The organism is Gemmatimonadaceae bacterium, assembly GCA_035606695.1.
Taxonomy (GTDB): Bacteria; Gemmatimonadota; Gemmatimonadetes; order Gemmatimonadales; family Gemmatimonadaceae; genus JAQBQB01.
Window position 1 is genome coordinate 168,310 of sequence record DATNEW010000023.1, and the last position, 13,965, is coordinate 182,274.

The 13,965-nt window shown below is 65.0% G+C and carries 12 protein-coding genes; 6 read left to right on the forward strand and 6 right to left on the reverse strand.

Features of this window, described 5'->3' with window-relative positions; all coding sequences use genetic code 11:
* Positions 1 to 40: 40 nt before the first annotated feature.
* Positions 41 to 184, reverse strand: coding sequence for a lmo0937 family membrane protein (locus VN706_10505; protein HXT16049.1), 144 nt, complete (start codon positions 182 to 184; stop codon positions 41 to 43).
* A gap of 137 nt (positions 185 to 321) precedes the next feature.
* Here VN706_10505 and VN706_10510 point away from each other — a divergent pair, with 137 nt between their 5' ends.
* A complete protein-coding gene (locus VN706_10510) occupies positions 322 to 1,143 on the forward strand; it encodes a hypothetical protein (GenBank protein HXT16050.1) in 822 nt (273 codons plus the stop codon).
* Positions 1,144 to 1,349: 206 nt separating this feature from the next.
* On the forward strand, positions 1,350 to 3,485 hold the full coding sequence (locus VN706_10515; protein HXT16051.1) for a S46 family peptidase: 2,136 nt from the start codon (positions 1,350 to 1,352) through the stop codon (positions 3,483 to 3,485).
* Between the two features lie 155 nt (positions 3,486 to 3,640).
* Here the strand turns inward: VN706_10515 and VN706_10520 are convergent, their stop codons facing one another.
* Both VN706_10520 and VN706_10525 read right to left on the reverse strand, forming a co-directional pair.
* Positions 3,641 to 4,099, reverse strand: a complete 459-nt coding sequence (locus VN706_10520) for a cupin domain-containing protein (protein HXT16052.1) — start codon at positions 4,097 to 4,099, stop codon at positions 3,641 to 3,643.
* Between the two features lie 146 nt (positions 4,100 to 4,245).
* Entirely contained in the window at positions 4,246 to 5,934 is a 1,689-nt protein-coding gene (locus VN706_10525; protein ID HXT16053.1) for a LuxR C-terminal-related transcriptional regulator, read from the reverse strand.
* Between the two features lie 266 nt (positions 5,935 to 6,200).
* On the opposite strand from VN706_10525, the gene VN706_10530 reads away from it, so the two are divergent.
* The 4 genes from VN706_10530 to VN706_10545 all read left to right on the forward strand — a co-directional run bounded on the left by VN706_10530 (position 6,201) and on the right by VN706_10545 (position 12,604).
* Positions 6,201 to 7,685 carry an AMP-binding protein gene (locus tag VN706_10530; GenBank protein ID HXT16054.1) on the forward strand — a complete coding sequence of 495 codons (1,485 nt, stop codon included), beginning with the start codon at positions 6,201 to 6,203 and terminating at the stop codon, positions 7,683 to 7,685.
* A gap of 20 nt (positions 7,686 to 7,705) precedes the next feature.
* Positions 7,706 to 8,956, forward strand: coding sequence for an MFS transporter (locus VN706_10535; GenBank protein ID HXT16055.1), 1,251 nt, complete (start codon positions 7,706 to 7,708; stop codon positions 8,954 to 8,956).
* Positions 8,957 to 9,083: 127 nt separating this feature from the next.
* Complete coding sequence (locus tag VN706_10540) at positions 9,084 to 12,134, forward strand: hypothetical protein (protein ID HXT16056.1); 3,051 nt, start codon at positions 9,084 to 9,086, stop codon at positions 12,132 to 12,134.
* Complete coding sequence (locus VN706_10545; protein HXT16057.1) at positions 12,131 to 12,604, forward strand: carboxymuconolactone decarboxylase family protein; 474 nt, start codon at positions 12,131 to 12,133, stop codon at positions 12,602 to 12,604. The genes VN706_10540 and VN706_10545 overlap by 4 nt, the downstream gene beginning before the upstream one ends.
* Here VN706_10545 and VN706_10550 read toward each other — a convergent pair.
* From VN706_10550 to VN706_10560, 3 genes are all read right to left on the reverse strand, one after another.
* Complete coding sequence (locus VN706_10550; protein HXT16058.1) at positions 12,601 to 12,969, reverse strand: Uma2 family endonuclease; 369 nt, start codon at positions 12,967 to 12,969, stop codon at positions 12,601 to 12,603. The genes VN706_10545 and VN706_10550 overlap by 4 nt on opposite strands.
* Before the next feature lie 154 nt (positions 12,970 to 13,123).
* Positions 13,124 to 13,549 (reverse strand): type II toxin-antitoxin system VapC family toxin, encoded by a 426-nt coding sequence (locus VN706_10555; protein ID HXT16059.1) that lies wholly within the window; start codon positions 13,547 to 13,549, stop codon positions 13,124 to 13,126.
* Positions 13,546 to 13,836 (reverse strand): type II toxin-antitoxin system prevent-host-death family antitoxin, encoded by a 291-nt coding sequence (locus VN706_10560; protein ID HXT16060.1) that lies wholly within the window; start codon positions 13,834 to 13,836, stop codon positions 13,546 to 13,548. Before VN706_10560 ends, VN706_10555 begins: the two co-directional genes overlap by 4 nt.
* Positions 13,837 to 13,965 lie beyond the last annotated feature (129 nt).

A 13,965-nucleotide genomic window follows, 5' to 3' on the forward strand; every position in this document is an offset into this window, starting at 1 on the left:
GACAACGTCAGACATCGTCTGACCAGATCTGGACGGCGCATCAATGCCGGCCGCGGACGAAGTGAATGACGACCGCGATGATCGCGATCAGTAGCACGAGATGGATGATGCCCTTCGTCATGCGGAACGCGACGACGGCAAGCAGCCACAGGACGAAGAGAATGCAGGCGATGACAAGGAACATGAGAGCGACCGCCGTGGTAAAGGGTGGAACGCGGATATATAGTATATGCAGACAACCCCTTCCTCATGCGCAACGTACTCTGCACGGTTTTCGTAGCGTCGGCCCTCGCGACGCCGCTGTCCGCTCAGCATCCAGACATGCCGGGCATGGACATGCATCACCACTCGAATGCGCCGCTCAGCGCGACGGCGAAGCGGCAGATCGACAGCGTCGCGTTAGCCGCGGCGCGACTCGCGGCGCCCACGGCCGCGACCGCCGCGGGCTTTCGCCCGGTGTTCGGCTGGATTCCGACGATGGGCGTGCACTACGTCGCGATGAACCGCATGGTCAAGAGCGAACAAAGCACGCTCGGCGACCCGAGCAACGTGATGTTCTCGCGCATCGCCGGAAAAGATTCGCTCGTCGGTGCGGCGTTCGCGTACATGACCGCGGTGAACGATTCGTCGCCGCCGAAGTTGTTCGACGGTGCGCCGGGTTGGCATGAGCATCCGGATCTCGCGCCGCCGGGACAGCGGCTCGTGATGCTGCACGTGTGGTTCGTGCCGTCGCCTGATGGTCCGTTCGCGGGTACGAATCCGAATCTTCCGTTCTGGGCGGCGGGACTCGATGCGCCGGATTCATTGCGCATGCACGATGCGGCGTTCAGCATGCGCGTCCGGAAGGCTGGGCTCGCACTCGCTGAAGTGACGGACACGACAGCGATCTTTCGGAATCTCGAGCAGCGCCCCGACGTGCGGCCGATTCTCGTGGCGCAGCGCGATTCGATTCGCGCGTTGATTCCGGAATTCCAGGCGGCGCAAAAGGCGCACGACAGCGCGCGATGGGATCGCGCGGCGCTCGAGGCGGCCGGGCATTGGGACGCGATTTATGCCGGGTATCTGGCGAGCGCGAAGACCGCGATGGGCAAGGAGCGGATGGAGCGGTACATCTCGATGCTGCTGGGGCAGCACGGGGAATAACGGCGGAGCTCGGTAGGTCCGTTTCGGTTGTCATCCCGAGCGAAGGCGCGGAGCGCCGTAGTCGAGGGATCCCCTTCTTGGCGGAGCGCTGCATACGGCCCTTCCGCCGGGACGGGGGTCCCCCCGACTCGCTCCGCTCGCTCGGGATGACACAAAAGGCCGACATGCTAGTTTCCTTACAAGAACCTAGCATCGAGGACAGCCGCATGCGTCTCTTGCTCGTTACGCTCATCGCCCTGGCGCTGACTTCGCCTACACAGCGCACCATCGCGCAGGCTCGGCGCCCCGCGACAACACGAATGGCGCCGCGCGACACCCAACCCGCGGGCTGGGTGAAAGAGTTCGGCACGATGTGGACGTTCGAGTCGCCGCCGCTCGCGTACTGGAAAGCGCGCTACAACTTCACGCCCGATCAGGCGTGGCTCGATCACGTTCGACTCTCCTCGATCCGCATCCCCGGATGCTCGGCATCGTTCGTCTCGTCGGCGGGATTGGTGATGACGAATCATCACTGCGGCCGCGATTGCACCGCGGGCTCGTCGACGGCGGACAGCAATTACATCGAGACGGGCTTCGCCGCGCGCGCCGAAACCGACGAGAAGAAGTGCGCGAACATGTACGCCGACCAGCTGCAGTCGATCACCAACGTCACCGACCGCGTTCGCCGCGCGGTGACCGCCGCGACGGCGGCGCAACAGGTCGAGCAGCGCAACGCGGCCATCGACCGCATTCAAAAAGACTGTCAGCAGCAGCCGACCGACATCTGCGAGGTCGTCACGTTCTATCAGGGCGGGATGTACTCGCTCTACAAGTATCATCGCTGGACGGACATCAGGCTCGTCATGGCGCCCGAGGAAGGCATCGCGTTCTACGGCGGCGATCCCGACAACTTCACCTATCCGCGCTACGATCTCGATCTCACGCTCCTGCGCGTGTACGAAAACGGCCAGCCGCTGCACCCGCACGACTATCTCAAGTGGAGCGCGAACGGCGCGAACGAGAACGATCTCGTGTTCGTCACCGGGAATCCCGGTTCGACGGGCCGGCTGCTCACCGTTGCGCAGATGGATTACCTGCGCGACGTCACCTATCCGTACAGCCTCGCGACGTACGACCGTCTCCTCGATATCTGGCGTACGATGTCCGCGCAGTCGCCGAACGCGGCGCGGATGTATCAGAACGCGATCTTCTCATACGCGAACTCTAAAAAGGCGGTCACGGGCTATCGCGCCGGATTGCTCGATTCGTCGATCATGGCGCGCAAGCGGGCGTTCGAGCGCGATTTCCGCGCGCGCATCAACGCCGATCCGGCGCTGCGCGCCAAGTACGGCGGCGCCTGGGATGCGATCGCGAACGCGTTGAAGGAGGAGGCATCGTTCGCGAAGAACCTGCAGTGGCAAAGCTTCGGCGGCGGATCGACCCTGCTCAATCTCGCCGGCGGGATCGTGCGCCTGCCGATGCAGGGCTCACTCGCGGACTCGCTGCGACTGATGCAGTATCGCGGCGCCGGCCTCGCGCGAATTCGGCAGCAAGCTCTCATGACGCCGATCGATACCGGATTCGAGCGCCGCGTGCTCGCCGCGACGTTCGCGGCATGGAAAGAAGCGCTGCCGCCGACCGATCCGGCCATGTCATACGCGCTGAACATGGGCAACGGAGATCCGGAGCGCGCCGCAGAGGCGTTCGTGGCGCACACGACACTGACGAATCCGGCGACGCGCGCGGCGCTCGTCAACGGCGGCTCGGCAGCGGTCGCCAGCTCGAACGATCCGCTGATCAAACTCGCGCGTCTCATCGAGCCGACCAACCGCAAGCTCGCGGAGCGTCAAGCGAAGCTCGATGCGATCGTGTCGGCCAACGCGGAAAAGATTGGTCAGGCGATCTTCGCGGCATACGGTACATCGCTGCCGCCGGATGCGACGTTCACGCTCCGGATCACCGACGGCCTCGTCGAAGGCTATCCGTACAACGGCACGGAGGCGCCCTACAAGACGACGATGTTCGGCCTCTACGATCGCTCGAATGATTTCGATAACAAGCCGCCGTTCAACCTGCCCGACAGGTGGAAGAACGGACGCGACAAGCTCGATCTCACGACACCGATGGATTTCGTCTCGACGAACGACATCATCGGAGGCAATTCGGGGAGTCCGGTGATCAACAGGAATGCGGAAGTCGTCGGGCTCATCTTCGACGGAAACATCGAGTCGCTGCCGAACCGGTTCATCTATACAGATGATGTCGCGAGGTCGGTGAGCGTGAGCTCGAGGGCGATCGTGGAGGCACTGCGAAAGTTGTACAGCGGAGACCGAATCGCGAACGAGCTCACAGGAAGAAACTAAAAAAAAAGCGACCACGGAATAAGTCTGACCACAGCGGATCAGTTGGAGACGGCGTGAACTGCAGTCAACAGCCGTTGACTGATTTTTGACGCTTCTTCCAACTGATCCACAGTTGTTCGCCTGAGTCCGTGGTCGCAGTTGTTCGCGAGGCGATGCTAGTGCTTCGCGAGCTTCTTCGTGGGATCGTCGGAAGGATTCACGTACGTGAGCGCGAACGGCCCCATCGCATGCACCTGCACGATCGTGTGCCCCTTCGCCCGCGCGAAATGATTCATCCGCGCGCCCGCGGTGACGAACCCGCCGGCCGGTAACGCCATCGTCTTCCCGAGATCGAACTTGTCCCCCATGCCCACGAGGAACGTGCCGCGAATGACGGTCACATGCTCGTCGGTCGGGTGCCAGTGCGGCGCGATGGTGTAGCCGTCGGGCATGTCCAGACGAACGGTGAACAGTTCGCTCTTGCTCGGATCGCCCGAGAGCACGGCCATGCGCGCCCCGGCTGGGAAGATCGCGGGCGCCGGGCCCCACTTGAGATCGGGGGACTGCGCGGCGGCGCGCGCCGTGTATGCACACAGAGCGACGAGCAACACGCCGGTGATGCGGAGGATACGCATACGTTCTGCCTCCAGAAAGTTCGGTCGGTGGTGGGCAACAGCGCCCGGGTCGAGGCAGGATACGCGTCGTCGCAGGCGGGCGCTTCGCCCAGGCGAGCCACAACACCACATCCTCGCGCATGGCTCGTTCGAGCCATGTACACTCGCTACAGCAAGCCCTCTTTGGCGGCGTAGGCCGCAGCGGCGGCACGCGAGTGCAGCGCGAGCCTCATGAGCAAATTGGCAACGTGCCGCTTCACCGTGTGCTCGCTCAGCGACAGTCTTGCGGCGATGTCGCCGTTGCTCATGCCCTTCGCGACGAGACGGAGGATCTCGATCTGGCGTTCGGTTAGCCCCGCCCTGCCTTTCACCGGCGCTTCATCGAGCGACTCCAACAACGCCTGCGCACGGCTCGCCTCACGAGCGGCCCCGAGCGCCTCGAACGCACCCGCCGCCAAGCGCGCCTCGCGCTCGGCGGATTCCTCGCGGCCCGTCGATACATACAACTCCGCGAGCCCCGCGCGCGCTCGCGCGGTCTCGAACGGCGCACCGCTCCGCGCGAAGAGATCGATCGCGCGCTCATAACAATTCTCTGAATGCGACAGCTCGCCGAACGCACGCAGAAGGACCGCGCGCGCCGCGAGGGCGGACGCACGCAGCGGATCGGTGGCGGCCTGCTCCGCAATATGCTCGAGCTCCTCCAGGAACGGCGCGGCGTTTTCCGTCTGCCCGAGCGTGGCGTACGCACGCACCAACACTTCCAGGGCGGTCGCCCGCAACGTCGATTCGACGGCGCCGAGGTGTTTCAGCAATTGCTCGAGCAGCGCGACGGCCTCGGCGGGGTTGCCCTGCTCCACCATCACCTCGGCCAGGCCGATCCGCGCCGCCGTGACGGAGCCTGCCTGCTCGAACAGCCGCTTGGCTTCGTCGAGTTTCCCTTGCCGCAGTCGCAACTCACCAAGTCGCGCAAACGCCGGCGCGGCGAGCGACGGACGCTGCCCGCGCTCGAACTCGCGCGCGGCCGCGGTCAATTCGTCCTCGGCGGCGGCCCACTCGCCGCTCCAGATCAGCACGCCCGCGTACTGTGTGCGACAGGTCGCCGTGAGCGGGCTCGATCCCCAGCGCCGCGCGAACTCCTGCACCCGCGCGCACCACTGCGCGGCGCGATCGTAGTCGCGCACGCGTTCACACGCGAAGATTTGCCAGCAGCACACCACACCGACGGCGTGCAGCTCTCTCATCTCGCCCGCGGTGGCGGCAATCGTCGCTTCGTCGAGCCGGCGCATACCGCCGGATATGTCACCGATGTTGACGCGCGCCAATCCCTCGAGCGCAAGCGCGGTGAACTCGACACCTGGATCGCTCAGCTCACGGCCGAGGTGCGCGGCGGCGGTCGCGTGGCGGATTGCGTCGTTGGGATCGTGCCCGCGAAAAAGCGCGACTTCGCCTTCACGAATGAGCAGCCAGCCATACTCCACGCTGCGTTGGTGCTCGGCGAGCAGCGATCGGGCGCGCTCGAGCCAGCCCGATGCGACCGCGAAGTCGCCGCGAAACGCGAGCGAATCCCAGACGAGCCAGATCGCGACGCGCGCGGCGCCGAGTGCATCGCCGGCGGCGCGATAGAGTGAATAGGCGCGCTCGCGTGAGTCGAAGACGAGCTTCGAATCGTCGAGCCACCAGGCGGCCAGCGCGAGATCCTCGAGGACGTCGGCGGATTCGCGGGTCGCGAGCGCCGTCTCGAGATGTCGTCGCGCGTCGGACCACGCGGCGTCGGCCAACGCGCGCCGGCCGGACGCGTGGGCGCTCGGCTCCAGCATGAGGGGGGCGGATGCGGCAGAACTGTGACGGGACCGCATGACGTGAAGAATAAGCCAGTTGGGCACCTCGAGCGCACCGTTTTGTCATCCTGACCCTAGGCGAAGCGACGGGGAAGGACTCCTTGCTCAGCGGAGCGCTGGTCAGAGCTCCTCCGCCGGGACGGGGGTCCCTCGACTGCGGCGCTGCGCGCCTTCGCTCGGGATGACAATAAGCGGAGCCGCTGCGCGCCTTCGCTCGGGATGACAATAAGCGGAGCGGCTCGCACGCGTTGCACGACCCGCCGCCGAGCTGCAATTTGGCTCCGATGCACCTCACTGAACTTTTCACCTTCTCGTTTCGCAGCCGGGCCGACCGCGTCGGATTGGAGTACGCGACCGGCGATGGCTCGATCGCGTCGCTCACCTTCGGCGAGCTCGACGCCCGCGCGAGCCGCATGGCGCACGAACTTACGGTGCGCGGGCTCGAGAAGGGCGATCGGCTGTGCATCCATCTGCCGAATTCCGTCGAGTTCATCGACATCTTCCTCGCCTGCACGCGGCTCGGCATCGTGCTCGTGCCGATCAACGTGTTGTATCGCGAGCGCGAGCTGCGGCACATCATCGCCGACTCCGAACCCAAGGGCGTGATCGTGCGACGCGATTCGGACGCGGTGTATCCGAGCGATGCGCCGATCTGGTATCTCGACGACGTCGCTGACGGCGCGGGGATGCGCGCCGCGACACACCCCGACGTTTCAATCGACGGCGACGACCCGGCGCTCATCATCTACACATCGGGCACGACCGGCACCGCGAAGGGCGCGGTGCTGACGCACAACAATCTCGCGTCGAATGGCATCACGCTCGCGACGGTGTGGCGCTTCTCGGAAGCCGATCGCTACGTCGCGATGCTGCCGCTCTTTCACGTCCACGGACTCGGCAACGGTCTGCACTGCTGGCTGATCAGCGGCTGCCGAATGCGATTGCTCGAGCGCTTCGATCACCACACGACACCGGCTCTGCTCGCCGAGTTCAAGCCGACGGTCGTCTTTGGCGTGCCGACGATCTATGTGCGATTGCTCGACGAGCGATGCGTCTCCGACGCGCAAGCCGCGGCAATCGCGAGCGATGCCCGTCTGTTCGTATCGGGCTCGGCGCCACTGCCGGCGCACGTCCACGAGGCATTTCGCGCGCGCTTCGGCCACACGATCGTCGAGCGTTACGGGATGAGCGAGGCGTTGATGATCGTCAGCAATCCGTACGACGGCGAACGTCGTGCAGGTTCCGTCGGCACGCCGCTGCCCGGCGTCTCGGCGCGACTCGTCGGCGAAGATGGAAGCGTGCTCGGCGTCGACGAGGTTGGCGAAGTCGAAATTCGGTCGCCGCATCTCTTCTCCGGATATTGGCGGCGTCCGGACGCAACCGCGGCGGCGTTTCACGATGGCTGGTTTCGCACCGGCGATCTCGGCACCCGCACGGCGGACGGCTACTACACGCTCCGCGGCCGCAAGGGTGATCTCATCATCAGCGGCGGCTTCAACATTTATCCTCGCGAGATAGAAGAATTATTGGTCGAGGATCCGCGCGTGCGCGAGGCAACGGTGGTCGGCATGCCCGACGACGTCCGCGGCGAAGTTCCGATTGCGTACGTCTGCGCCGACGACACACTCGACTTGACGGAGCTCGAACGACTATGCCGGACACAACTCGCGTCGTTCAAGGTGCCACGCCGCTTCGTGCGTCTGGAGACGCTGCCGCGGACGGCGCTGGGCAAAGTGCAGAAGCATCTCTTGCCGCGGACGTCATCCTGAGCGGCGGGGCCCGCACGCCGTTGAATCGCCAGCAGATCGCCGGCTTCTGGGCAGCATGGGGCGGTTGGCTCCTCGACGGCATGGATTCGGTGATCTACGCGCTGGTTCTCGCACCCGCGTTGACGGAATTGCTGCCGCGTTCAGGCATGACGGCGTCGCCCGCGAACATCGGGTTCGTCGGCTCGATTCTGTTCGCGGTGTTTCTGGCAGGCTGGGGTTCGTCGTTCGTGTGGGGACCGATCGCCGACAAGTTCGGCCGCACGCGCTCGCTCGCCGCGACGATCCTGATGTACGCGATCTTCACCGGCCTCGCCGCATTTTCGACGAACGTCTGGCAACTCGGCATCTTCCGTTTTTTCGCCGGTGTCGGCGTGGGCGGCGAATGGTCGATGGCCGGAACCTATGTCGCCGAAGCGTGGCCGGAGGACCGGCGTGCGATGGGCGCCGGCTATCTCCAGACGGGCTACTACTTCGGCTTCTTCGTCGCGGCCGCGCTCAACTACACCGTCGGCGCGCATTTCGGCTGGCGCGCGATGTTCCTGTGCGGTTTCGTGCCTGTCATAGTCTCATTATACACGTTTTCTAATATCCGCGAATCGCCGCGCTGGAAGGCGCACGAGACCGAAGCCAAGCGCGCGCATCCACTGCGCGAGATCTTCGGGGCCGAGTATAGGCGGCGAACTATGGTCAATGCGGCGCTGCTGACGGTGGCGATCATCGGACTGTGGGCCGGCGCCGTCTATGAGCCGACGGCGATCGTGACGCTGGCGAAGAAGGCGGGTATGACGGCGGCCGGCGCGGCGAAAATGGTCTCGGTCGGCACCGGCGTCCTGTCGGTCGGTACGATACTCGGCTGCATCTGCCTGCCGGTGGTGGCCGAGCGGTGGGGGCGGAGGCTGACGCTGGCATTGTACTTCGTGGGGATGATGATCACGATTCCGCTGGCGTTCGGCTGGGCGTTCTATCTGGAGCATGGACTGGTTCCGTTCATCGTGATTCTGTTCTTCATGGGATTCGCCGGCGGGAACTTCGCGGCGTTCAGCTTGTGGTTGCCGGAGCAGTACGACACGCGGGTGAGAGCGACGGCGTTTGCGTTCACGACGTCTGTCGGGCGATTTGTTGGAGCCGGCGTCAACTTTTTGCTCGCGGGGATGGTGTTGAGGATGGGGACGTTGGGAGTGCCGGTGGCGTGGACGGGGGTAGTGTTTGGCCTGGGCGTGCTGGTCGTGCCGCTGGCGATTGAGACGAGAGGGAAAGGTCTGCCCGCCTAGAAAATTTAGTGCAACACAAGCAACGAACTACGACAAGATCAGACCACGTCCGACCAGATCCGTAAACCAACTGCAGTTGACGCCGTCTCCGTGACGGTCCGTGTACGTCCGACTTTTTCCGTGGCCTATGCTCAGACATCTTCGCACCGCGCTGGCCATTCTCCTCGCGGCCCCGCTCTCTCTGACGGCACAATTTCCCGTCACCTGGCGCTCGATCGGTCCGGTGAACACCGGCGGACGCATCGACGACATCGCGGTCGCGCGCGTCGCCGGCGAGCCCGATGCGATCTACATCGCCACCGCCAGCGGCGGAGTATTCAAGAGCTCGAATAACGGCGTGTCGTTTCAGCCTGTCTTCGACAAGGTCGACGCGATGATGTCCATCGGCGCGATCGCGGTTGCCCCCTCATCGCCACAGACCGTCTTTGCCGGCACGGGCGAGGCGAACACCCGCCAGAGCTCCAGCTGGGGCGACGGAGTCTACAAGAGCACCGACGGCGGCAAGACATGGGCGAACGTCGGGCTGCGCGACACGAAGTCCATCGGCCGCATCGTCGTCGATCCGACGGATCCGAACATCGTCTACGTCGCGGCGCAGGGACACCTTTGGGGACCGAATGCCGAGCGTGGCGTATTCAAGACTTCTGATGGCGGGCGGACGTGGAGCAAGGTGCTGTTCGTCGACGAGAACACCGGCGCGAACGACCTCGTGATCGATCCCGCCGATCCGCGAACGTTGTATGCGTCGACCTATCAGCGAGAGCGGCGTACCTGGGGATTCAACGGTGGCGGACCGGGCTCGGGGATCTACAAGACGACGGACGCCGGCGCGCACTGGACGAAGCTCACGACCGGGCTGCCGTCGGACGACAAGGGTCGTATCGCGCTCGCGATCTACGCGACCGACCCGCGCATCGTGTACGCCACGATCGAAGCTCGCGCCGGCGAGCAAGGCATTTACGCCACTACCGACGCCGGGGCCACGTGGACCAGGACGTCGTCCCTCAACACGCGACCTAACTATTTCTCGCAGATCCGCATCGACCCCACCGACAAAGCCCGAGTGTACACGCTCGGCTCGAATCGCGGTTTCTACATCTCTAATGACGGCGGACACGCGTTCACGGAGCTTTTCAGTAACGTTCACGGCGAGGATCATGCGCTGTGGATCGACCCGGCGGACGGTAACCACATGATCATCGCCGGCGACGGCGGCGTGTCGATCTCGTGGGATCGCGGCACGACGTGGGATTTCCGCCGCAACATGCCGATCGGCCAGTTCTACGAGGTCGACGTCGACAACAGCGTGCCGTTTCGCGTGTGCGGCGGACTCCAGGACAACGGCGTGTGGTGCACCCCGAGCGCGGTGCGGGATCGCAACGGGATCGCGGACCGGGATGCGTGGAACATCGGCGGCGGCGACGGCTTTCACGCGCACTTCGATCCCGCGAACGACAACCTCGTGTTGCAATCCAGCCAGAACGGCAACGCGGCGTGGGTGAACATCACGACGCTCGAGCGGCAACCGGTTCGTCCGGGCTCGGGCGACAGGCCGCAGATCCCTCCTCCGCCGCCGGGCAAAGGCTATCGCTGGAATTGGGACACGCCGATCGTCGTGTCGCATCATGATCCGCGCGTGTGGTTCATGGGCGCGCAGTATCTCTTCAAGAGCACCGATCGCGGATCGAGCTGGCAGAAGATCAGCCCCGATCTCACGCTCGACATCAATCGCGATACGCTGAAGATGATGGGTGCGGTGGTCGGACCGAACGCGCTCTCGCGCCACGACGGTCAGACGAGCTATGGCTCGCTGACGACGATCGGCGAGTCGCCGCTCGATACGAAGGTGATCTACACCGGCAGCGACGACGGCCAGCTGCAGCTCACCCGCGACGGCGGGAAGACGTGGACGAATCTCACGAAGAACGTGACGGGCTTGCCCGAACAGACGTACGTGAGCGCGGTGCTGCCGTCGAAGTACAAGGCGGGCCGCGTGTATGCGACATTCGACGGACACTTCATGGATGATTACAAGCCGTATGTCTACGTGAGCGAGGATTACGGCGCGACGTGGCGCTCGCTCGCGAATGGGCTGCCGGAGACGTCGGTCAACCGCATCCGCGAGCATCCGACGAATCCGCGCGTGCTGGTGATCGGCCACGCGCGCGGCGTGCACTTCTCGAACGACGGCGGCGCGACCTGGACGTCGCTCGCGACGAATCTGCCGACGGTGCCGGTGAACGATCTGATCTTTCAGCAGCGCGACAATGCGCTCGTCATCGGCACGCACGGGCGCGGCATCTGGGTGCTCGACGACGTATCGCCGCTCGCCTGGCTGGACGCAGAGGCGCGCACCGCGACCGCCACGATGCTCCCGATCCACGCCGCGCGCCTCATGAGCACGCACACGCCGCAAGCGTGGTATGGCGAGGGCGAACACTTCGCGCCAAATCCCGAGTGGGACGCGGTGATCGAGTACAATCTACGCGACGCCGCGAGCGGGCCGGCACAGGTCACGGTCACCGACCTGAGCGGGAAGGTTATCAGAGAACTCAAAGGACCGGCCGCGAAGGGCATGAATCGCGTGGTGTGGAATCTTCGTTATGACTCGCCGGTGGATTCGACGAACGTGCCCGGCGCCGGCGGCCGCGGTGGACGTGGCGGCGGCGGCCGAGGTGGACCGCCGGCGGCGGTGCCGGTGGGCTTCGCGCGCGGCGGAGAGGGCGAAGGCGGAGGACGCGGCGGACCACCGGTCGGACCACTCGTCATGCCGGGCTCGTACAACGTGCGAGTCAACGTGCCGGGCATCGACATGGCGCTCACGGGCCGAGTTGCCGTCGAGGCGGATCCGCTGCCGAGGTTCTCAGCGGCCGATCGCGCCACGCGGCAGGCGATCCTCATGCGCATATACGACTGGAGCAAGACACTCGGACAGGCGCGCATTCGCGTCCGGTCGCTTCATGCGGATTCTCTAACGATCGATTCCCTGCGGACCCGCATCGATCGCGCGTTCACGGCGATGAATGCGCAGCGCGGTCCCATCGAGGGATGGAGCGGCGCACCGACGGTCGATCAACAGAAGGCCGTCGGGTACGCGATCGACGATGCGACGAAGGCGCTGGCGGATCTCAAGCGGCTCGAGGGTCCGGCGGCATCACCAAAGAAGAAGGGACAATGACGCAACGACTCAACGCCGCGCAGGCGGCGCCGCAGGCCTACCACGCGATGTTGGCGCTCGAGAAGTTCGTGAAGGAATCCGGACTCGAGCGCTCACTGATCGAGCTCGTGAAGTTGCGGGCGTCGTACATCAATGGCTGCGCGTACTGCGTGGACATGCACACCAAGGATGCGCGCGCCGAAGGCGAAACCGAGCAGCGATTGTACGCCGTCGCGGTGTGGCGCGAGACGCCGTTCTTCACGCCGCGCGAACGAGCGGCGCTTGCGTTCGCGGAGGCGGTCACGAACATCTCGCACGGCGGCGTGCCGGACGACGTGTACAATGAGGCACGACAACACTTCACGGATGCCGAGCTGGTGAATCTCACGATGGCGATCGTCACCATCAATGGTTGGAATCGACTCGCGATAACGTTTCAGGCGGACGTCGGCAGTTATCAGCCGCCCGCCCGCGCAGCCGGCGAGCGCTAGCCCAGCGCGTCCTCGAAAAACTCGGGCAGCTCGATGACGAGCGGCGTGTCCAAACCATCCGGCTGCCATTCGATTCGCTCGGTCAGCAGCGCGCCGGGATCGGCCGTGCCGGGCCAGCGTGCGAACGTTTGCGCTTCGGCATCGATGATCCAGTACTCGGCGACGCCGCCGTTCAGGTAAAGCTGCCGCTTGGCCTGATAGTCGTATTTCGAATTGCTCGGCGAGAGCACTTCGACCGCGAGCAATAGATCCGTCAGATCGAACGGGTACGTGGGGCGCTTTCCGTCCGCGAGCTCGTAGAGGTTGCCGTCGTCGGGCAACTCGTCGAGCATCTCGACCGCCCACTCCGTCCTAACAGCAGGCATGGCCATACAGTATTCCCTCGGCATACCACTCGGCAACCGAACATGTGCCGAGGATGAGTTTGCACACGACTCCTCCGTCGGGACGGGGATCCCTCGACTCCCCTTCCCCTTCGCTACGCTCAGGGGCGGGCTTGCTCGGGATGACGTGAATACGTTACGGCCCCACCATCATCCCCAACGCCGCCGCATTGCGCCGCACCCGATCGTCGAGCGAGACCACTTGCAGTGCGCCAAGCGCGTCACGGAGCGTCATCGCACTCGCCAGATGTAATGCGTCGAGGCTGCGCACCGGCTCGTGCGGGAACCGCCGGCACGCCGCCGCGATCACATCGTCGGTGACATCGAGGATGTTCCACGCCTGTGACGTGTCGTCGAGCAGTCGCAGCGCCGCAGTTTCATCCGCGGCGGTGATACGCCGCGTGTGGCGTGCGCGAACGAGCGCGCGCGCACATTCGACTACTGTGATGGCCGACGTGACCGTGCTCTCGGCGGACTCCAGCACGCGAATGACGGCATCCTGGCCCGGTTCGCCGAGCAACCATGTCAAGACCGCGCTCGATTCGGCGTAGACGACCGTCATTCACCGCGATCCGCCGCAATCAGCGACTTGGCGAGTCCCGCGCGCGATTTGAGCGGCGAGCGCCGATACGCCGATGCAGCCCGCTCGGCAAGCCGCAATGCGCCCTGGGTCGCGAGGCGCGCGAGTGCACGTTGTTCCGGCGACACTGCGAGCTCGCTGGCGTCGGGGCTGCGTAGTTCCGCCACGACGCGGCCACGGTCCGTGACGAGGTAGACGTCGCCGGCGGCGACGTCGCGAAGCACGCGGCTCAGCTGTGCCTTGAGTTCTCGGATGCCAACGGTTTTCATACTCCCAATGTAGTCTCTGGTGACTACATTGTCGATTCCGGGCCGAACGGCCCAACGACATGCGCATCGTCGCCGACTCGAGCTGGCAGGCGTGCCTCGTCGGTGACACGACGCGGGGGGGGGGGGGGG

Coding starts and splice junctions, on each gene's coding strand:
- VN706_10520 (HXT16052.1), bottom strand. CDS start 4,099: ATGCGTATCCTCCGCATCACCGGCGTGTTGCTCGTCGCTCTGTGTGCA.
- VN706_10510 (HXT16050.1), top strand. CDS start 322: ATGCCGGGCATGGACATGCATCACCACTCGAATGCGCCGCTCAGCGCG.
- VN706_10515 (HXT16051.1), top strand. CDS start 1,350: ATGCGTCTCTTGCTCGTTACGCTCATCGCCCTGGCGCTGACTTCGCCT.
- VN706_10505 (HXT16049.1), bottom strand. CDS start 184: ATGTTCCTTGTCATCGCCTGCATTCTCTTCGTCCTGTGGCTGCTTGCC.
- VN706_10545 (HXT16057.1), top strand. CDS start 12,131: ATGACGCAACGACTCAACGCCGCGCAGGCGGCGCCGCAGGCCTACCAC.
- VN706_10540 (HXT16056.1), top strand. CDS start 9,084: ATGCTCAGACATCTTCGCACCGCGCTGGCCATTCTCCTCGCGGCCCCG.
- VN706_10560 (HXT16060.1), bottom strand. CDS start 13,836: ATGAAAACCGTTGGCATCCGAGAACTCAAGGCACAGCTGAGCCGCGTG.
- VN706_10555 (HXT16059.1), bottom strand. CDS start 13,549: ATGACGGTCGTCTACGCCGAATCGAGCGCGGTCTTGACATGGTTGCTC.
- VN706_10530 (HXT16054.1), top strand. CDS start 6,201: ATGCACCTCACTGAACTTTTCACCTTCTCGTTTCGCAGCCGGGCCGAC.
- VN706_10550 (HXT16058.1), bottom strand. CDS start 12,969: ATGCCTGCTGTTAGGACGGAGTGGGCGGTCGAGATGCTCGACGAGTTG.
- VN706_10525 (HXT16053.1), bottom strand. CDS start 5,934: ATGCGGTCCCGTCACAGTTCTGCCGCATCCGCCCCCCTCATGCTGGAG.